Origin of the sequence: Pseudomonas sp. Rh2, from assembly GCF_040762985.1 — a bacterium.
Lineage (GTDB): Bacteria > Pseudomonadota > Gammaproteobacteria > Pseudomonadales > Pseudomonadaceae > Aquipseudomonas > Aquipseudomonas taiwanensis.
Window position 1 is genome coordinate 4,907,723 of the sequence record NZ_CP142890.1, and the last position, 21,733, is coordinate 4,929,455.

The following is a 21,733-nucleotide window of genomic DNA, read 5'->3' on the forward strand; positions in this document are numbered from 1 at the left end:
TATCGGGGTTGGCCCGCGCGCCATTTGTAATCGAAGCCAGGTCGGCTGAGAAGAGGGGTAATGCAAAAATAGTTTGCCGTTGATCCGGCAATGGCAGGGGCCGCTTCACAACCCCTGCCCGTGTGCTATTTACGGGCCAGGCCGTCAGCTCGGAACATCTGGCGAATGCCGCGAATCGCCTGGCGAATCCGGTCCTGGTTCTCGATCAGGGCAAAGCGCACATGGTCATCGCCATAGTCCCCGAAGCCAATCCCCGGCGACACACAAACCTTGGCCTCGGCCAGCAGCTTCTTGGAAAACTCCAGCGAACCCAGGTGTGCGTACTGCTCCGGGATCTTCGCCCAGACATACATCGACGCCTTGGGGTTCTCGACCATCCAGCCCAGCTCGTGCAGCCCCTTGACCAGCAGGTTGCGCCGCTGGCGGTACTGCTCGGCGATATCACGCACGCATTGCTGGTCGCCCTCAAGTGCAGCAATCGCGGCCACCTGCAGCGGGGTGAAGGTACCGTAGTCGTGGTAGCTCTTGATCCGCGCCAGGGCGCTGACCAGCTCCGGGTTGCCGACCATGAAACCGATACGCCAGCCGGCCATGTTGTAGCTCTTGGACAGGGTGAAGAACTCCACCGCAATGTCCTTGGCCCCCGGAACCTGCATGATCGACGGCGCTTTCCAGCCATCGTAGACGATGTCGGCGTAGGCCAGATCGTGCACTACCAGCACGTCGTACTGCTTGGCCAACGCCACCACGCGTTCGAAGAAGTCCAGCTCCACGCATTGCGCGGTAGGGTTGGAGGGAAACCCAAGGATCATCATCTTCGGTTTGGGAATCGACTCGCGAATCGCTCGCTCGAGCTCGTTGAAAAAGTCCACACCCGGCACCAGCGGCACAGAACGCACCTGCGCGCCGGCGATGACCGCGCCATAGATGTGAATCGGGTAGCTCGGGTTGGGCACCAGCACCGTGTCGCCATGGTCGAGGGTGCCAAGCATCAGGTGCGCCAGGCCTTCTTTCGAACCGATGGTGACGATGGCTTCGCTTTCCGGGTCGATGTCGACCTCGTAGCGATCCTTGTACCAGTTGGAGATCGCACGACGCAGGCGCGGAATACCGCGCGAGGTGGAATAGCCATGGGTGTCTTCTCGCTGTGCGACCTGAACCAGCTTCTCGACGATGTGCGGCGGCGTGGCCCCGTCGGGGTTGCCCATGCTCAGGTCGATGATGTCCTCGCCACGGCGACGGGCCGCCATCTTGAGCTCGGCAGTGATGTTGAAGACGTAAGGGGAGACGATCGATGCGCGCGAAGCGGCGCGGCGAACCTGGATTGGCCATGGTTTCCTCTGAGAACGTAAGCGCCCGGAACCGTCCGAGCGACGCTGGCCGCTGCGGCGGCCTGAATCAGAAGATAATGCCGATACAGGTTATCTGTAAATGATAATTTCCTGTTTTGTTAGACCTTTTCAGACGATTTTATTGAATATTTCAAGTTTATGGTTTGACGAGCAGCCCTTTCGCCGACCAACCCGCTCCTACAGGATCAACCACATGCCTCGGAACGAGCTCACCGGCGAACGGGGCTGCACAGGAAGACGCCCATGAAAAACCCCGGCACATGGCCGGGGTCTTCGTGAAACAGGCGTCTGAATCAGCGTGCGTAGGTCATCAGTACGTCCGCAGCGGTCTGGCTGTCCACCGACATCATCACGCTAAGCGCAGTGACGGTGAGGATGGAGAAACCGAATACCTTGCGAGCCCACTTGTTGTCGTCCTCGGCCTTGTAGCCACCCCATGCCATATAGAGCCAGTACAGGCCCATGGCTGCTGCCACGGCCAGGTAGCCGAGGCCGGCGTAACCGCCGAGGGTAAGCATCAGGGTTGCGAGCACGAAGGCCAGCACGTACAGCACGATCTGCTTCTTCGCCGCCAGGATACCGCGAGCCACCGGCAAGACCGGAATGTTGGCAGCGCTGTAGTCCTTGAAGCGGAAGATGGCGATCGCGAAGCTGTGTGGCATCTGCCACAGGCTGAACATCACCAGCAGGGTCACTGCAGCCAGGTCGAAGTTGTTGCTCACGGCACAGTAGCCGATCACCGGAGGCATGGCACCCGAAAGGCTGCCGACCAAGGTGCCGTGCACCGATTTGCGCTTCAGCCACAGGCTGTAGAAACCGACGTAGACGATGAAACCGATCAGCGCACAGAACGCCGACAGCGGGTTGGCCTGTACATACAGCAAGCTGAAGCCCGCCACCCCAAGCAGGGTGGCATAGGCCAGCGCGAGGGGCAGCGGCATGCCGCCCTGAACCATGACACGGTTCTTGGTGCGTTCCATCTTCTGGTCGATGTCGCGGTCGATGCAGTTGTTGAACACGCAACCGGACGCCACCACCAGAGAAGTCCCTACCACCACCGCCAGGAACAGGGCGAAATCCACATGGCCCTTCGCGGCAAGGAAGAAACCGCCTGCCACGGAAAGCACGTTACCGAAAATGATCCCCGGTTTGGTGATTTGGATAAAGTGCTTCACGGACATGCAGTCTTACCTCACTTGGCCATCATTTCGATGTGGATGTTGAACATGATCCACAGCGACAGGCCGACCAGCAGTGCAATAACCAGAGTGGTGAACAGGAACGTCGACACGTTGGAACGCTGCTCTTTCGAGCGGTCCATGTGCAGGAAGTACACGAGGTGCACTACTACCTGGATGACGGCCATGGCCACAACAACCAGAACGGTCAGGTTCTTCGGCAGGCTTGGGAACATCACCAGGCCGAACGGAATCGCAGTCAGGATGATCGACAGCACGAAGCCGATCATGTAGGACTTGACGCTACCGTGGTTACCTTCGTGATGAGTGTCGTGTGCGTTAGCCATTACAGAACCCCCAGCAGGTAGACGACGGTGAATACGCAGATCCAGACCACGTCCAGGAAGTGCCAGAACAGGCTCAGGCAGCTCATGCGGGTCTTGGCGGTCGGCGTGATGCCCTTGGTGCTGATCTGATACATCAGAACAGCCATCCAGATCAGGCCGGCGGTTACGTGCAGACCGTGGGTACCTACCAGCGCGAAGAACGCCGACAGGAAACCGCTGCGGTTCGGGCCGTAGCCTTCGTTGATCAGGTGATGGAACTCATAGATTTCCATCGCGATGAAGCCAGCACCGAACAGGAAGGTGATGGCCAACCAGCCCAGCACGCCGCCCTTGTTGCCTTTGAACATCTGCAGCATGGCGAAGCCGAAGGTGATCGACGACAGCAGCAGGAAGGCGGTTTCAACAGCTACGAAATCGAGCTGGAAGATGTCATGACCCGACGGGCCGCCGGCAAAACTGCCGGACAGCACCGCGTAGGTGGCGAAGAGCGACGCAAACAGGATGCAGTCGGTCATCAGGTACAGCCAGAAACCGAGGACGGTCATCTGGCCCGAGTCGTGGTGGTGGTCGTCATGCCCATGGTCGTGACCATGAGCAGCACCGTGCATTACTTGACTGGACATTGATTACACCCGCTCAAACGATTCGACACGTGCGCCGGCAGGCAGAGCACCTGCTTTGGCCAGCGCTTTCATGCGCTCGCCTTCGATGCGCGCCACTTCTTCGGCCGGAACCATGTAGCCCTGGTCGTCACGCGCAGCGTGGCGAACGAAGACAGCGATGGTTGCAACCAGGCTCGCGCCAACCAGCCACCAGATGTGCCAGATGAAGGCGAAGCCGAAGACGGTCAGGAACAGGCCCATGAACAAACCGGTAGAGGTGTTGCTCGGCATGTGGATCGCTTCGTACTTGGCCGGAGCCTTGTAGGCGACACCGGCTTCCTTGGCTTCGTGCCAGGCATCCAGGCCAACCTTCTCAGGCATGTGGGCGAAGTTGTAGAACGGAGGTGGCGACGAAGTCGACCATTCCAGGGTACGACCGCCCCACGGGTCGCCGGTCACGTCCAGGTTCTGGTTGCGGTCGCGGACCGAAACGTAGAGTTGGATCAGCTGGCAAGCGATACCGAACAGGATCAGCACGGCGCCGACGACGGCAACGTACAGGTAGGGTTCCCACAGTGGGTTGTCGGAGTGGTTCAGACGACGGGTCATACCCATGAAGCCCAAGGCATACAGAGGCATGAACGCTACGTAGAAGCCCGAGATCCAGAACCAGAAGGCAGCTTTGCCCCACTTCTCGTTCAGGGTGAAACCGAAGGCTTTCGGGAACCAGTAGGCGAAGCCGGCGATATAGCCGAATACCGCACCACCGATGATCACGTTGTGGAAGTGAGCGATTACGAACAGGCTGTTGTGCAGCACGAAGTCAGCACCCGGAACAGCCAGCAGAACGCCAGTCATGCCACCGATGGAGAAGGTGATCATGAAGCCCAGGGTCCACATGATCGGCGCGGTGAAGCGCAGACGGCCCTGGTAGATGGTGAACAGCCAGTTGAACAGTTTCACACCGGTCGGAATGGAGATCAGCATCGTCGCCAGACCGAAGAAGGTGTTGACGCTGGCGCCTGCACCCATGGTGAAGAAGTGGTGCAGCCATACAGCGAAGCCCAGAACGGCGATTGCGCCCGATGCGTAGATCATCGAGTGGTGGCCGAACAGACGCTTGCCAGCGAAGGTCGAGGTCACTTCCGAGAACACACCGAAGGCCGGCAGGATCAGGATGTAAACCTCAGGGTGACCCCACGCCCAGAACAGGTTGACGTACATCATCGGGTTCCCACCAAGCTCGTTGGTGAAGATGTGGAAGTCCAGATAACGGTCAACAGTCAGCAGCGCGAGTGCAGCGGTCAGGATCGGGAACGAAGCCACGATCAGCACGTTGGCCCAGGTGCAGGTCCAGGTGAAGATCGGCATGTCCATCAGCTTCATGCCAGGGGCGCGCATCTTCATCACGGTGACGAGGAAGTTCACGCCTGTCAGTGTCGTACCCAAGCCTGAGAGCTGTAGCGCCCAGATGTAGTAGTCGACACCCACCCCAGGGCTGTACTGAATGCCCGCGAGCGGCGGATAGGCAACCCAGCCGGTCTTGGCGAATTCACCAACGCCCAGCGAAATGTTGACCAACAGCACGCCTGCCAGCAGCAGGTAGAAGCTCAGGGAGTTCAGGAACGGGAAGGCAACGTCACGTGCACCGATTTGCAGAGGAACGGCAAGGTTCATCAGGCCGGTGAAGAACGGCATCGCCATGAAGATGATCATGATCACACCGTGAGCGGTGAAGATCTGGTCATAGTGTTCAGGCGGCAGGTAGCCTTCGGAGCCACCGGTGGCGGCGGCCAGCTGGGTACGCATCATGATGGCGTCGGCGAAGCCGCGCAGCAGCATGACCATCGCGACGATGATGTACATCACCCCGATTTTCTTGTGGTCGACCGTGGTCAGCCACTCAGTCCACAAGTAGGTCCACTTGCGGAAGTAGGTGATAGCACCGACCAAAGCGATACCACCGAGCGCGATAATGGCGAGTGTCACCATGACTATCGGCTCGTGATAGGGTATCGCCTCCAGGCTTAATTTACCGAACATCTCTTACTCCTCTGCACCGGCAGCTGGTTGCATACTCGATTCCACACCCTTGGTAGTGGCCAGATCTTTGCTGCCTGCTTCTTCGTGGCTCGGACGACCGCGGTTCATGCCTTCGTACTTGTCGACGATGATCTGGAACTGGTCAGGCGAGGCCTCGCTGTACAGCGCGACTGGGTTGTTTTCGCTTGGTTTGGCCAAGGCTTCGTATTCGGCCTTGTCCAGCTTCTTCGGCGACTGCTTGACCTCGGCGACCCACTTGTCGAAGTCTTCCTGGGAGGTTGCAGTGGCCTTGAATTTCATGCCGGTGAAGCCAGCGCCGCTGTAGTTGGCGCTGATACCGTCGAACTCGCCGTTTTCGTTGGCGATCAGGTGCAGCTTGGTGGTCATGCCGGCCATGGCGTAGATCTGGCCGCCCAGGCCCGGGATGAAGAACGAGTTCATCACGGCGTCGGAGGTGACGCGGAAGTTGACCGGGGTGTTAGCCGGGAAGACGATCTTGTTGACCGTGGCGATACCTTGCTCCGGGTAGATGAACAGCCATTTCCAGTCCAGCGCGACCACGTCGATCTGCACCGGCTTCACATCGGAATCCAGTGGACGGTACGGGTCCAGCTTGTGGGTGGAGTGGTAGGTGAACCAGCCCAGGGCGATGATGATCAGGATCGGGATGATCCACACCGCGGCCTCGATCTTGGTCGAGTGCGACCAGTCAGGGGTGTAGGTGGCGGCCTTGTTGGAAGCGCGGTACTTCCAGGCGAAAACCACGGTCATGATGATGACCGGAATCACCACCAGCAGCATCAGGCCGGTAGCGATAAGGATGAGGTTCTTTTGCTCAATGCCGACCTGACCTTTCGGGTCGAGCAGGGTCCAGTTGCACCCACTGAGTAAAAGCATGCCTAAAAAGGGCAATATGCCAAACAGTCTGGGGTAACGCTTTTTACTCATCTCACGACCTCTAGATCAGCTTGCTTCAATGCAATTTGTGTTTTGGTAGCCAACACTTCGTCCTGCCAAGTGCGGCATTTCGCGCCCGTACTCGCTCCTGCCCGGGGTCCGACTGCAGGAACCTTGGCGTCAAGCGGGTTAGCGGTGCTTATGGTTTCGTAGGCAACAGGCCTGTACTTCAGACCAAGTCCGTTTGGTGCGGGAAAACGCGGAGGGGGGTCCGCCCGGTATCGCCGTTGGGCGAAACTTGACGAAGTCAGCAAAAAGGAGCGCTGCGGCTTCCTTCAATCCTGCGACTCGCAAGCAGTGCCGAACGGAAATTGGGGGCGATTGTAGATAGGTCGCTTACCCTTGACTATGACTTATTGAGCAACAGTCTTTTACAGAATCCGCAACAATGACCCTGAAAAAATCAACTTCGCGACAGTTTGTCGCACCCCGCTTGATAGCCCTGGAAGCCGCATTCTGCAAGGCTTTGAGATTGACCTGGATCAAGCGGGAGGTGACTTTTCGCTCTTCTCACGCGGCGTAAAAGACCACGTGGAAATCGGGACTTTTGTCTAAGCCCCACGTCGGTTGCGGTAGATCCCCAGCGGTACCAGAACGGTGGTAAGGACGAATGCAACCAGCGCCCATTGCGCCAGCGACAAACCGAGGATCGGCGGGTACGGCGTGCTACAGAAGCCGTCGACCTGAAACGCCAGCGGCCACAGCTTGGCCAACGGCAGGTCATCGACGATCGGCTGCAGGGTATCGATGCCGCAACTGACCATCGGGTTGGCGAGTATATACACATGGTTGCCCGCCGCAACGATTCCGCCAATCGCGCTGAGCACCACCAATGCCTCGAAGAAGGTCAGGCTGCGACGTCCCGGCATGGCTGCGGCGATGAACGCGAACACGGCAATCAACAGCAATGCGTAGCGCTGCAGGATGCACAACGGGCAAGGCGCCTCACCGAGCACCACTTGCATGTAGAGCGCGCCGCCAATCAGGGAGAGGCAGATCACCCCCAGCAGCACCAGAAAGCGCCGTTCCCGATTAAGGCGCGATGTTTGTTCGTTCATTGCCGATTCCTTCGATGGAGAGTGGCAGCGTGTGATTCGCCTGCCTTGCGCAAGTCTACACGCCGGTTTGACCTTTGAGCATGTCGAGGACGAGGCATGGCAGCGCTGCACTATCCAGAGATGGCTGAGACCTGTTGCTGCGGCGTCGGTTCAACGTCGGCCAGCAAAAAAGCTACCCAGGTGCCGCGCAGGGACAAGCCCCTCGACACCCGGGAGTGAAGGATACAGTGATTAAAGGAGGATTAAAGGTGAAAGATGGTCAATGCTGATTCATCATTCCTTCTATATAGGCAACCACCTGAGGGAGCGACTCTGCGTCGCGAGGCCGCTCCCACCGGGTCACCGTGGTACCTCTGTGATCAGGCCTGCAGGGTCAGCACATCACTGCAGCGCGGCCGCCGGCCCGAAGAACTCGTAGCGGCTCTGCTGCTCCGGAACGCCCAGCCCCTTCAGGTAGCCTTTGACCGCCGCCATGAAGCCCTTGGGCCCGAGGAAGTAGGCATCCACGTCACGCTCGACCGGCATCCATTCGGCCAGCAGATCCTCGCTCAGCAGGCCAACCGCATGGGCGTCGTTGCTGCCATCCGCTTCGGCATAGCAATAGAAGTGCTGCAACTGAGGGTGACGTTCGGCCAACGCGCTGATCCAGTCGCGGAAGGCATGCACAGCGCCATTGCGCGCACAGTGAATGAAATGCACTGGACGCTTGGTCTCAAGCGCCGCCTCCAGCATCGCCAGGGTCGGGGTGATACCCACACCTCCACTGATCAATACCAAGGGCTTGTCGCTGGCGGTCAGCGTGAAGTCGCCCGATGGTGGGAACAGCTGCAGGGTATCGCCGACGACAAGCTGGTCGTGAAGGTAGTTGGATACCTTGCCACCGGCCTCGCGCTTGACGCTGATCCGGTACTCCTTGCCGTCGCACAGCGCCGACAGCGAATAGTTGCGGCGCTGCTCGACCCCGTCGATGAACAGCTGCAGGCCAATGTATTGGCCCGGCTCGGCCTTGAGCACCGGCTTGCCATCCAGCGGAGCAAAGTAGAACGAAACGATTTCGCTGCTCTCTTGCGCGCGGCGGACCAGGCGGAACTCACGGGCGCCACGCCATCCACCGGCGGCCTCTTCCTTCTGTTTGTACAAGTGCTCTTCCGCGCCGATCAGGATATCGGCCAGCTGGCCGTAGGCAGCGCCCCAGGCCGCGATCACTTCGGGGGTGGCGATTTCCTTGCCCAACACTTCCTCGATGGCCCGCAGCAGGCAGCTGCCGACGATCGGGTAATGCTCCGGGAGAATCTGCAGGGCGACGTGCTTGTTGATGATCTGGCCAACCAGGCCGCCCAGCTGTTCAAGCTGGTCGATATGGCGGGCATACATCAGCACACCGTTGGCCAGCGCGCGAGGCTGGTCACCGCTGGCCTGGTGAGCCTGGTTGAACAGGGGACGCACTTCGGGGTATTCGCTGAGCATCATCTTGTAGAAATGAGTGGTCAGCGCTTCACCACCGCTTTCGAGCAGCGGGACAGTGGCCTTGATAATTGCACGTTGTTCGGCATTGAGCATTGCGACGACTCCTAAGCCTGTGGCTTCGAATGGTTGCACTGGCTATTTCAGCATTCGTGCCAACTCGAAAGGCCCATGAAATCAATGCCTTGACACCGATCATGTCAAAACGACCCACCCCAGCGTATAGTCATTACGACCAATAGGAGTCAATATGACTGCAAAGCCTCTGCTCACCGCCCTCCTCCCGCTGGTCAGCGACCTGTCCCGCGACCTGCCCGACCAGGAGCGTTACCGCCGCCTGTTACAGGCCATGCGCGGCCTGCTGCCGTGTGACGCCGCCGCCCTGCTCCGCCTGGATGGAGAATGGCTGGTGCCACTGGCAGTGGACGGACTGTCGCCAGATACCCTCGGCCGGCGTTTCAAGGTCAGTGAGCATCCACGCTTCCAGATCCTGTTGAGCCGCCCCGAGCCTACGCGCTTCGCCAGCGACTCCGCGTTGCCCGACCCTTATGACGGCCTGGTGCATGCCCCGGACGCCAACCTTGAAGTCCATGACTGCATGGGCTGCCCGCTGATGGTCGATGAACGTCCCTGGGGCCTGGTCACCCTCGACGCGCTGACCCCCGGCCAGTTCCAAAGTCTTGAACTGGAAGCCCTGCAGGCCTTCGCCAGCCTGGCAGCGGCTACCGTGACCGTGGCCGAGCGCATCGAACACCTGGCTCTGCGCGCCGAGGACGAACACCACCGTGCCGAAATCTACCGTCAGGCCAGCGGCCAGCATCAGGAACTGATAGGCCAGAGCAAGGCACACAAACGCTTGGTGGAGGAGATCCGCCTGGTCGGCGGCAGCGACCTGACCGTGCTGATCACCGGTGAGACCGGGGTGGGCAAGGAGTTGGTGGCCCAGGCCCTGCACCAGGCCAGCAAACGCGCCGACCAGCCAATGATCAGCCTCAACTGCGCAGCCCTGCCAGACACCCTGGTGGAAAGCGAGCTGTTTGGCCATGTGCGCGGCGCCTTTACTGGTGCCCATGGCGAACGACGCGGCAAGTTCGAACTGGCCAACGGCGGCACGCTGTTCCTCGATGAAGTCGGCGAGCTGCCATTGACCGTGCAGGCCAAGCTACTTCGGGTGCTGCAAAGCGGTCAGTTGCAACGCTTGGGGTCGGACCGTGAACATCAGGTCGATGTGCGCCTGATCGCCGCGACCAACCGCGACCTGGCCGCGGAAGTGCGCAACGGCAACTTCCGCGCCGACTTCTATCACCGCTTGAGCGTCTACCCCCTGCAGGTGCCACCGCTGCGCCAGCGAGGCCGCGACGTGCTGTTGCTGGCCGGCTACTTCCTCGAACAGAACCGCTCACGCCTTGGCCTCAATAGTTTGCGCCTGTCCAGCGACGCGCAGGCCGCACTGCTGGGTTACGACTGGCCTGGCAATGTCCGCGAACTGGAACACCTGATCGGCCGCTCGGCGCTCAAGGCACTGGGCCAACACGCCGACAGACCACGGATTCTGACCCTGGAAGCCCGCGACCTGGACCTGCGCGCGGTCGCGTCTTCCAATGAGGCTCAATCCGCCCTGCCACAGCAGGAAGCGCCCTTACCTGAAGGCGGCCTGCGTGACGCGGTGGACGCCTATCAACGCCAGGTGATTGAAGCCTGCCTCCAACGTCATGACCACAACTGGGCTGCCGCTTCCCGTGAACTGGGCCTGGACCGCGCCAACCTCAACCGACTGGCGCGCCGGCTAGGGCTTCGCTGAGGCCCGTGCACCAAAGCATTAGTCGGTAAAGCTATCTAGCCGATTGCCAGTTGGCTGCTTAACTGCATAAGGAATCGGTACCTCGGCCTTTGAGTGGCCAGTACTGTTGAAGGCATGCCGCGCCCGCTCGGCCCTGGGCCAATGGACGTCGACCATGTCGCCGTACAACTGCAGGGAGCACTCATGGACAGTATTGTCGTTGCCGATAAGCAAACTTCAGTCGCTACCCAGAATGCCTGGGGCAATATCAGCCTGAAAAGCCCCGCGGTCGTGCAAATGCCGATTTCGCCCAACCAGGTGGCCACCGTCACCCAGCGCGGGCAGGACCTGATCGTTACGCTCAAGTCCGGCGAAAAAATAACGATCGGTAATTTCTTCGCCGTCGACCAGGCGGGCGTTGCCAGCGACATGGTCTTCGTCGGCGAAGATGGCACCCTGTGGTACGCCAACTACGATGCCGAAGCGTTCACAGGCTTCACGTTCGAAGAGGTGAGTTCGCTCGACCAGGTGGTGGCGGGTATCGGCGTCGCCGGCAGTGCGACGCCAACCTGGGCGATCGCGGGCCTGAGTCTGCTGGGCGTCGGAGGCGCAGCCGCGGCAGTCGACAACGGGAGCAGTGGCGGCGGTGGCGGCGGATCGGCACCGTCCGACACAACGCCTCCGGCTACCCCCATCGACCTGCTGGTTTCCCCGGATGGCCTGCGCCTGACCGGCCGGGGCGAAGCCGGCACAACGGTCAACGTCCGCGATGCGGCCGGTAATCTGATCGGCAGCGGCACAGTGGGGGCCGATGGACGCTTCGAAATCAGCCTCGACCCGCCGCAGATCAACAGCGAAAACCTTCAAGTCATCCTGACCGACGCCGCAGGCAACGCCTCCCCGGCAGGCACCGTCGTCGCGCCGGACGCGACCGCTCCGCTGGCGCCGACCAACCTGGCGATCGACGAACAAGGCACCACCCTCAGCGGCCGTGCCGAGCCGGGCGCCACGGTTCAGGTACGCGGCCCTGGCGGCACGCTGCTGGGCAGCGTCGTGGCAGGTGCCGACGGTCAGTTCAGCATCACCCTGCAACCCCCTCAAACCGACGGCCAGGCCCTGACTGTCACCGCCCAGGACGCTGCTGGCAATACCTCGCCCGCGGCAAGCATCACCGCGCCGGACGACGTCGGCACGCCCCCGGACACCACCCCGCCCGACGCCCCGGTCAACCTGGTGATCGCAGCGGGTGGCCAACAACTGAGCGGTCGCGGTGAAGCGGGAACCAGGGTCGAGGTGCGCAATGCCGACGGCACCTTGATCGGCAGTGGTGTGGTGGGCAATGACGGCAATTTCACCATTCCTCTCTCTCCAGCCCAGGCCAACGGTGAAGCACTGAACGTCGTGCTCATCGACAACGCCGGCAACACATCGTCGCCCAGCCCGATCACCGCACCGGACACCACCCCACCCAGTCCTGCCACCAACCTGGCACTGAGCGCCGATGGGGTTACCCTCACCGGGCGCGGCGAAATCGGCACCACGGTACAGGTTCGCAATGCCCAGGGCGTGCTGCTCGGTTCTGCCGTGGTTGGGCCTAATGGCCAGTTCACGGTGACTTTGACCCCTGCGCAGACCGACGGCCAGATACTGGACGTGACGCTGCGCGATGCCACAGGCAACACGACGACCACCCCGCTCACCGCTCCGGACCTGGACGGCCCGGCACAACCCTCCGGGCTGGCACTCGATGTCGCCGGCACCCACCTCACCGGGCAAGGGCAACCCGGCTCGATCATCACCGTGCGCGCGGCCAATGGCACCGTGCTAGGCACTACCACGGTCGGCACCGACGGGCGCTTCGAGGTCACCCTCTCGACACCGCAGCGCAACGGTGAAAGCCTGACCGTGGACGCCACCGACAGCCTCGGCAACAGTGCCGGTGCCGTCAACTTCACCGCACCGGACACCTCACCTCCATTGCCGATCACCACCCCCAGCATCGACAGCACCGGTACAACCGTCACAGGCAGCGGGGAACCTGGGGCCACCGTGACCGTTCGCGCCCCCGATGGCAGCGTGCTCGGCACCGGCCAGGTCGCCAGCAATGGCAGCTTCACGGTCACCCTCAACACACCGCAGACCAACGGCCAGGCGCTCTCCGTCGAGCAGCGTGACCCTACCGGCAATGTGTCGACCTCGACCGACCTCACCGCCCCTGACAACCAGGACCCCACCCCACCGGCAGACCTGTCTTTGTCCGGCGATGGCAGCACCCTGTCCGGCACGGGCGAGCCTGGCGCGCAGGTCACGGTCAAAGATGGGTCTGGCGGGGTCTTGGGCACGGCAGTGGTACAGGCCGACGGCAGCTTCCAAGTCATCCTCGACCCGCCGCAGCTCAATGGCCAGACGTTGTCAGTGAGTCAGGCCGATGCCGCCGGCAACGGCTCGACAGACACCCCGTTCGTAGCCAACGACCTTGAAGCGCCCACGCCTGCCCAAAACCTGGCACTGGATGCCAGTGGTACCTTGCTCACCGGGCAAGGCGAGCCTGGCACCACGGTGGTGGTGCGCAATGCCAACGGCCAAATACTGGGTAGCGACCAGGTCAATGCCAACGGCAGCTTCACCGTCACCCTCAGCCCGCCACAAACCAATGGTGAAACGGTGTCGGTGGTGCTGATCGACACCGCGAACCACAGCTCTCCGTCAGCCAGCTACACCGCCGACGACAGCAGTGCGCCAACGTCACCGACAGGGCTGCTGGTCGGCCCGGGCGGCACATACCTGCAGGGCACTGGCGAGGTAGGTGCGACGGTGGAGGTGCGCAACGCTCAAAACGTGTTGCTGGGCAGCGTGGTGGTTCCGCCAGGCGGCGCCTTCACGGTTGCGCTTTCACCGGCACAGCTCGACGGGCAGTCACTCAACGTGACCTTGACCGACGGCAGTGGTAACACCTCCATGGCCACACCGGTCACCGCCCCCGACCTCACGCCACCGGCCGCCCCCAGCGACCTCGCAGTTGTCCTGAACGGCACGGCGCTCACGGGTAACGCCCCAGGTGCGACCTCGATCACGGTACTGGACCCCAACGGCAACCTCCTTGCCAGCGGGACAGTCCAGTCCGACGGCAGCTTCAGCGTGCCCCTGTCGACTGCACAGCAGAACGGCGAAACCCTCACCGTCATCGTGGCCGATGCCGCAGGCAACAGCGCCGCCCCGGCAGCGGTGACCGCCCCGGACACCACGCCCCCCAGCGCAGCGACCAACGTCTCCCTGAGCCCGGATGGCACCCTCGTTGCCGGCAATGCCGAGCCAGGCACCGTTGTCATTGTCCGGGACGGCAGTACGCCCTTGGGCAGCGCGACCGTGGGCCCTGACGGTACCTTCCAGGTCGTGCTCGATCGCCCGCTCACCAACGGTGAAGTGGTCGACCTGGTGGTGCGCGACGGCGCCGGACAGGAAGCGAGCAGCCTCTTGAACGGACCCGACGGCAGTGAAGTCGCCAGCCCCACCAACCTGGCGCTCAGCGCCGATGGCTTCGTCCTCACCGGCCAAGGCACCGTCGGCACCCTGATCACGGTGACCTCCAACGGCAATGTACTGGGCACCGCCACCGTCGGCAGCGATGGCACCTTCCATGTGTTCCTCAACGCCGCCCAACTCAACGGACAAACCCTGCAGGCCTACGCCCAGGCGACGGTGGGCGGCACGGCGTCGGTACCCGCCGTGATCGTGGCGGCCGACAGCACCGCACCGGATGCGCCGACCCAGGTCGACCTGAACCCGGCCGGGACCGTTCTCACGGGTCGTGGCGAGGTCGGTGCCACCGTCAAAGTGTTCGATGCTCAAGGCACGCAAGTAGGCAGCGCAGTCGTTGCGAGCAACGGTCTGTTCAGCGTCACCTTGGTGCCTGCGCAGACCAATGCCCAACAGCTGACCATCACCCAGACGGATACCGGCGGCAACACTTCACTGCCCGCGACGCTCCAGGCGCCCGACCTGCAAGCACCACTGGCCGCCAACCAACTCAGCCTCAACAGCGCCGCCACCGTGGTCAGCGGCCAGGGCGAAGCCGGCGCGACTGTCACCGTGCGCGACGCCAATGGCACTGTCCTCGCCACCGGCACGGTCAACCAGAGCGGCGTGTTCCAGGTCACCCTGCCCAGTGCGCAGACCACCGGCAGTGCCCTGCAGGTCACCCTTACCGATGCCGCCGGCAACGTGTCCGCCCCCGCCAGCCTGGCAACGCCGGACCGCACGCCACCGAATGCCGTCGCCGACGTCGCACTCAGTGCCGACGGTCGGCACCTGACGGGCAGTGGCGAGATCGGAGCCATTGTCCAGGTGCGCAATGCCGCGGGTACCGTGCTAGGCACCGCTACCGTAGGCGCCGATGGACGCTTCACGGTGGCCTTCAGCACACCTCAGGCCGATGGCAGCACCCTTGGCGTGACCCAGGCAGACAGCGCCGGCAATACCTCCCCGGCAGTGAGCGTCAACACCCCGGACCTCACGCCGCCTGCCGCACTGACCAATGTAATCTTGAACAACAACGGACTGACCCTGACCGGTCTTGGGGAAGCGGGCGCCACGGTCACCGTTCGCGGTCCGGATGGCACCGTCATCGGTACCGGCCTGGTGGCCGCAAATGGCAGCTTTACCCTGACGCTCGATAGCGCGCAGCTCAATGCCCAGCATCTGAGCGTGACCCAGACCGACGCAGGCAACAACACCTCCGCCGTCGTTACGGTGATCGCGCCCGACCACACCTCACCCGCCGCCCCCAGCGGTCTGTCGCTGGCCGCCAGCGGGCTGCAGTTGAGCGGCATTGCCGAGGCAGGCAGTACGGTCACGGTACGCGATGCCTCAGGCAATGTCCTAGGCACGGCCATCGCCAACAGCAACGGAACCTTCCAGGTCACCCTCGACAGCCCACAGACCAATGGCCAGACATTGCAGGTGAGTGCAACCGATGCCGCAGGCAATGTGTCGCCCACCACTCCCTATACCGCCGCGGACACCACCCCGCCAGCGCCAGTGTCGCAACTGGCGGTGTCTGCCGATGGCAGCACCCTGACGGGGATCGGCGAGGCCAATGCCTCGGTGACCGTTCGCGCACCAGATGGGTCGATTCTGGGTACGACCACTGTGGGTGTCGATGGTCGGTTCAGCGTGACGCTGTCGCCCGCCGCTGTCGCTGGCCAGGACCTTGGCGTGGTGCAGACCGATGCCGCACAGAACGCCTCGCCCGCACAGACCGTCACCGCTCCGGGCAATCTTGCCCCGGACATTCCCGATGACCTGGTGCTATCGGCCAATGGCCTGACGGTAACCGGCACCGGCACGCCCGGTAGCGCCGTGAACGTCTATGGTCCCCATGGCGTGCTGCTGGGCTCCGGCCTGGTGGCTGTCGACGGCACTTTCACCGTCGGCCTCAGCAGTGCTCAGGCCAACGGCGAAGTGCTGCAAGTGGTTGCCGTGGGTAGCGATGGCAACACATCCTTGCCTGCCACCCTGGTGGCACCCGACACCACCGCGCCGCAACCGCTGACCAACCTGGCCATTTCCAGCAACGGGCTGGTGCTGAGCGGGCGTGGCGAGCCTGGCGCCACCGTCAAAGTACTGGGCGACGGTGGGGTCGAGCTCGGCCAGGGTGTGGTCGATGCCTCGGGCCAGTTCAGCATTAACCTCAGCCCTGCGCAGCTCAACGGCCAGCACCTCAGTGCCAGCCAGACCGATGCGGCGGGCAACGAGTCCAACAGCGTCAGCCTCACCGCCCCCGACCTGGTCGCCCCCGCCGCGCCGCAACAACTGGCCTTCGCCGGCGGCGGCACCCTGCTCAACGGTACTGGCGAGGCCGGCACCAGCGTCAAGGTGCTGGCTGCCGACGGCAGTGTGCTGGGCACTGCGGTGGTTCGTGGCGACGGCACCTTCCAGGTCAACCTGACACCCGCCCAGGCCAATGGCCAGACCGTGCAGGTGATACTCACCGATGCCGCCGGCAACCAATCCGATGCCACGTCCCTTACCGCGGCGGACACAACGCCCCCCGCGGCGCCAAGCGAACTCGCCATCGCCAGCGACGGCGCCACCCTCACCGGCCGTGGTGAAGCGGGTGCACGGGTGTCGGTGAAAGATGCCAACGGCAACGAGATCGGCAGCGCCGTGGTCGATGCCAGCGGCGCCTTCACCATCACCCTCAACCCGCCGCTGGGCAATGCCGAGCTGCTCAGCGTCAGCCAGAGCGACGCCGCCGGTAACGCCTCGCCTGCAACCTCGCTGCAAACGCCGGACTTCACTCCACCTGACGCCCTTACCCAGGTGGTCATCAATGCCGATGGCAGCCTGGTCAGCGGCCGTGGCGAAGCAGGTGCAACTGTCACCGTGACCAATGCCGCCGGGGAGGTGCTCGGCACCACCGTCGTACTTGCCGATGGCAGCTTCCAGGTCGCACTGACACCGGCGCAGATCAACCAACAGGCGCTGTCGGTGCAGCAGGCCGACCCGCCCGGCAACATCAGCGTCCCAGTGGTCGTCACCGCCCCCGACCTGACACCACCCGCGACGCCTGACGCACTACGCCTGAACGCTGCGGGTGACCAGCTCAGCGGCAATGGCGAAGCTGGCACCACAGTGCGGGTGTATCAAGGCAACACCCTGATCGGCGAGGCCACGGTGGACGCCGACGGCACCTTCGTGGTCGACCTGACGCCCGCACAGCTCAATGGCCAGCAATTGCAGGTCACCCTGGAAGATACCAGCGGCAACGTTTCGCCGATCGGCACCCTCACCGTGGCCGATGTCACCCCGCCCGCCAGTGTCCTGGCGACACTCAACGGCAGCGGCACCCAGCTGACCGGCACAGGTGAAGCCGGCGCCAACATCACCGTGGTCAACGACCAGGGCGATGTCGTCGGCCAAGGAGTGATCGATGCCGACGGCACCTTCGTGCTGGATCTGAGCACCCCTCAGATCGACGGCCAGGTGCTGACCATCATCGCCCAGGACGCCACCGGCAACCCGTCGTCGCCATTCCAGGTCACCGCACCGGACCTGACACCGCCCGCACAACCGACCGGCCTGAGCCTGACCGCCAATGGCTTGCAGCTCAGCGGCAGCGCCGAACCGGGCAGCACCATCACTGTGCGCGGGCCGGACAACACGGTGCTGGGTGAAATCGAAGTTCCCGTCAATGGCGTGTTCACCGTCACGCTTTCACCCGCTCAGACCAACGGCCAACTGCTGTCGGTGGTGGCCACCGATGACGCCGGCAACACCTCGCCGACTGCCTCCTACCAAGCTGCCGACACCACGGCGCCAGACCTTGTCACCAACTTGAGCATCAGCCCCGGTTACGATGTGCTCAGCGGACGCGGTGAGCCCGGCGCAACCGTGACCGTCACGCTGAACGGCAACCCTCTCGGCAGCGCAGTGGTGGCCGCCAACGGTACTTTCCAAGTCACCTTGCAACCGGCGCCAGGCCCGGACGAGGAACTGCGAATCACCCAGCGTGACGCAGCCCAGAACACATCGGGCGAAGCCAGCTACGATACGCCGCTGGTGCCGGCACCTGCCGCCCCCACCAACGTGGATCTGGCCGCAGATGGCCTGATCTTGAGCGGCAACGCCGAGATCGGCACCACCATCGAGGTGCGTGACGCGTCAGGGACACTCATAGGCACTGGCCTGACAGGCGCTGGTGGCACCTTCACCCTGACGTTGGACAGCGCCCAGCTCAATGGCGAAACGCTGTCGGTCACCGCTGTGTCCGCATTGGGGGGAAGCTCGATACCCGCCATCGTGCAAGCGGAGGACAGCACGGCCCCGGCCAACCCCATCGTCACCGCACTTTCAACCAATGGCCTGGTGCTCAGCGGTACGGGTGAAGCAGGCGCAACCGTGACGGTCCGCGATGCAGGAGGGGCCATCATCGGTACCGGCCAGGTGAATGCCGGAGGGGCCTTCTCCATCACCTTGTCGAGCCCACAGCTCAACGGCCAGGTGCTGGGGGTGACTCAAACCGACGCGGCGCTGAATCCATCCGGCAGCACCAGCTTCACAGCACCTGATTCACAGGCACCAGCGCCTGTGAGCAACCTGGCGATCAATGCCGGCGGCACCGTGCTTACCGGTACCGGCGAACCCGGGGCGACTGTCACCGTGCAAGGCCCCGGCGGTGTCGCACTGGGCAATGCCACGGTCGGCAGCAACGGCCAGTTCAGTATCACCCTCACCACGGCGCAGAACGACGGACAGCAACTGACCGTGCGCCAGGCCGACGCGGCAGGCAACACCTCCAGCAGCGCCAGCATCAACGCGCCCGACACCACGCCGCCCACTGCCCCGGTCGCCAGCATCAACAGCAACGGTACGGTGGTTTCAGGCACTGGACAGGCCGGTACCACAGTTACCGTGCGCAACAGCGCCGGGACGATTCTCGGCACCGCGACCGTCGGCACCAACGGCCTGTTCGTGGTCAGCCTGGCCGCAGCACAGGTGGACAACCAGGCGTTGACCGTCACCCTCACTGACGCGGCGGGCAACACCTCCCAGGGTACCGCGCTGACCGCACCGGACCTCACACCGCCAGCGGCGGCCAGCAACCTGGTCATCAGCGCCCACGGCAGCGTGCTGACCGGTAATGGCGAACCCGGCGCCACGGTCACGGTGCGCAACGCCAGCGGCACCGTGCTGCAGACCGCCACCGTGCAGCCCAATGGCAGCTTCACCGTCACCCTGAGCCCTGCACAGGACAACGGCCAGGTGCTGTCGGTGACGCTAACCGACCCGCGCAACAACGTCTCGGGCAATACCAACATCACGGCACCGGACGTGGACGCCAACGCCCCGGTGGTGGCCAGTGACAACCTGGCGACCGCCACCGTCAACCTGGCACCGGTGGTGTCCACGCAAACCTATCAGGACAGTTTCTCGACCCTGCTGGCGGGCTTCTCCAAGACCTATACCTGGACGGTCGCTGCCGGCACCACGGTGGATCCTACCCTGACCCTCAACACCAGTAGCGCCCTCGCCTTGCTGGACAACGCCACCTTCACCTTGCAAGTGAAAAACGCCAGTGGCGCCTGGGTGACGCTAGCCACCGGCAACACCCAAGGTTTGCTCGACCTGATCCTGCTGCCGCTGGGTCAGGGTATTCGGGTCGACATCGGCGACTTGCTGGCCGGTGAATACCGGCTGACGGTGAGCAGTGGCGGCATCGGCCTGCTGACCACGGTTACCACACAACTGGACATCGAAACCACCAGCCAGACCCAGTTCACCGGAACCGGAACGCCTACCTCCGGCAACGTCATCAGTGACCCGGGCACCGATGGCGCCACCGACCTGCTCGGGCCGGACAGCGGTGCAGTCCTGCAAGTGCTGAAGAACGGCAGCTATGTCGCGGCTGGCAGCGCCACCGAGGTGCAGGGCCTGTACGGCACCCTGGTGATCCGTGCCGATGGCAGCTACACCTACACCCCAAACGGCAGCCCATCCAGCGTCGGCAAGGTCGATATCTTCAGCTACCAGCTGGTTCACGCCAATGGCCTGGTGGATGGCGCCACGCTCTACGTGCGCATCGACAGCCCGCAGGCCACCGAGATTTGGAGCAACACCAACTACGGCGCTCCCGCCACGGTTGTGGATGCGGTCAATGACATCGACAGCACCGGCATCAGTCTGGTGAATCGCGAATCCACCAGTTCCACCACCTTCACACCGCTGAGCCTGCCGGTGATCGGCACACGGCAGGCAACCTACAGCACCACCGTAGCCACCGATACCACGGCCGACCTTCAGGTCGTGCTCAACTCGACCAACCTGCTGGGGCTGCTCAACGGCACGACCATCGACCTACTCAAGCTCAACCCAGCAACGGGCCTTTACGCAGTGGTTCAGTCGGTGAACGGCAGTTCGCTGGTCAGCCTGCTGGGGGGCGGCTCCGCCTACACCTTCCAGGACCAGACCGCAGGCTCTTACCAGATACGCGTGACCGCCAGCGGCATCGGCCTGGCCAGCTCCCTCACCACCACGCTCAACACTACGACGACCCATCTCACCGAGTTCGTGGTCAGCGGCTATACCCCGGTCACCGGTAACCTGCTTACCGACACCGCAGGGGGTGGAGCCGATAACCTCGGCTCGTCCCTGACCGTGCTCAGCGTCCTGGTGGCCGCCAACACCTATGCGATCCCGGGCTACAACGGCGTCAGCGTGACAGGCACCTATGGCACCTTGCTGGTGCAGGCCGACGGCAGTTACACCTACACCCTCAAGGCGGGCTTGACCTCGGCCATCATTGGCCAGCACGACACCTTCACCTATGAATTGACCCACCCCAACGGCACCACCGATACCGCCACCTTGACCATCAACCTGGACAGCGCCGCCAGTTTCAGTGCCACGAGCGCGCTGCTGGCCGACACCAGCGACGATGGCGTTGCGCTGGCCAGCGTTGCAGCCGCATCCAGCGACGTGATCGCCGGTACCGACGGCAACGACCACCTCGATGGCAGTCAGGGCGGGGCCATCAGCCTGCAGGGGGGAGCCGGCGACGACACCCTGGTGATCGTCGACCAGGACTTCACCAGCGTAGAGGGTGGGGCCGGCACCGACACCCTGCTGTGGGCCGGGGGCGATGCCAGCATCGACCTGGGCAACCTGGCCGAGCGCGTACACGACATCGAGGTCATCGACCTCAATGACACCAGCGCCGTCACCCTCACCCTCAACCTGGCGGACGTCGTGGCCGTCACGGAGACCGGCAAAGACACCTTGGTGATCAAGGGTGATGACAAGGACACGGTGCACCTGACGGACACCTGGACGCTTGCTGGTACCCAGACCGCCGATGGCATCGACTATAACCAATATACGGCCCAGGAGGATCCCAGCCACCACCTGTGGGTGCAAAGCGGCATCCACGTCGTCTGAGCCTGCAGCAAACCGCC

At 63.1% G+C, this 21,733-nt stretch carries 8 protein-coding genes and 2 pseudogenes; 2 read left to right on the forward strand and 8 right to left on the reverse strand.

Features of this window, described 5'->3' with window-relative positions:
- Window positions 1-125: 125 nt before the first annotated feature.
- The 8 genes and pseudogenes from alaC to hmpA all read right to left on the reverse strand — a co-directional run bounded on the left by alaC (window position 126) and on the right by hmpA (window position 9,097).
- Window positions 126-1,332 (reverse strand): annotated as a pseudogene (gene alaC / locus VXM67_RS22455) (alanine transaminase).
- A 313-nt stretch (window positions 1,333-1,645) separates the two neighbouring features.
- Complete coding sequence (gene cyoE / locus VXM67_RS22460; RefSeq protein ID WP_023382256.1) at window positions 1,646-2,533, reverse strand: heme o synthase; 888 nt, start codon at window positions 2,531-2,533, stop codon at window positions 1,646-1,648.
- Between the two features lie 11 nt (window positions 2,534-2,544).
- Window positions 2,545-2,877: a cytochrome o ubiquinol oxidase subunit IV gene (gene cyoD, locus VXM67_RS22465; protein WP_023382257.1), complete on the reverse strand. Its 333-nt coding sequence runs from the start codon at window positions 2,875-2,877 to the stop codon at window positions 2,545-2,547.
- Window positions 2,877-3,500, reverse strand: coding sequence for a cytochrome o ubiquinol oxidase subunit III (gene cyoC, locus VXM67_RS22470; protein WP_027906615.1), 624 nt, complete (start codon window positions 3,498-3,500; stop codon window positions 2,877-2,879). The genes cyoD and cyoC overlap by 1 nt, the downstream gene beginning before the upstream one ends.
- Before the next feature lie 3 nt (window positions 3,501-3,503).
- Window positions 3,504-5,522 carry a cytochrome o ubiquinol oxidase subunit I gene (gene cyoB, locus VXM67_RS22475; protein ID WP_023382259.1) on the reverse strand — a complete coding sequence of 673 codons (2,019 nt, stop codon included), beginning with the start codon at window positions 5,520-5,522 and terminating at the stop codon, window positions 3,504-3,506.
- 3 nt (window positions 5,523-5,525) lie between these two features.
- Window positions 5,526-6,470 carry a ubiquinol oxidase subunit II gene (gene cyoA / locus VXM67_RS22480; RefSeq protein ID WP_023382260.1) on the reverse strand — a complete coding sequence of 315 codons (945 nt, stop codon included), beginning with the start codon at window positions 6,468-6,470 and terminating at the stop codon, window positions 5,526-5,528.
- Window positions 6,471-7,030: 560 nt separating this feature from the next.
- Window positions 7,031-7,537 (reverse strand): disulfide bond formation protein B, encoded by a 507-nt coding sequence (locus tag VXM67_RS22485; RefSeq protein WP_023382261.1) that lies wholly within the window; start codon window positions 7,535-7,537, stop codon window positions 7,031-7,033.
- A gap of 381 nt (window positions 7,538-7,918) precedes the next feature.
- Window positions 7,919-9,097 carry an NO-inducible flavohemoprotein gene (gene hmpA, locus VXM67_RS22490; RefSeq protein WP_023382262.1) on the reverse strand — a complete coding sequence of 393 codons (1,179 nt, stop codon included), beginning with the start codon at window positions 9,095-9,097 and terminating at the stop codon, window positions 7,919-7,921.
- Between the two features lie 154 nt (window positions 9,098-9,251).
- Between hmpA and norR the strand changes: the two genes are divergently transcribed.
- Both norR and VXM67_RS22500 read left to right on the forward strand, forming a co-directional pair.
- Window positions 9,252-10,802 carry a nitric oxide reductase transcriptional regulator NorR gene (gene norR, locus VXM67_RS22495; protein WP_023382263.1) on the forward strand — a complete coding sequence of 517 codons (1,551 nt, stop codon included), beginning with the start codon at window positions 9,252-9,254 and terminating at the stop codon, window positions 10,800-10,802.
- A gap of 174 nt (window positions 10,803-10,976) precedes the next feature.
- Window positions 10,977-21,716 (forward strand): annotated as a pseudogene (locus VXM67_RS22500) (BapA/Bap/LapF family large adhesin); the annotation flags it as partial.
- Between the last annotated feature and the right edge of the window lie 17 nt (window positions 21,717-21,733).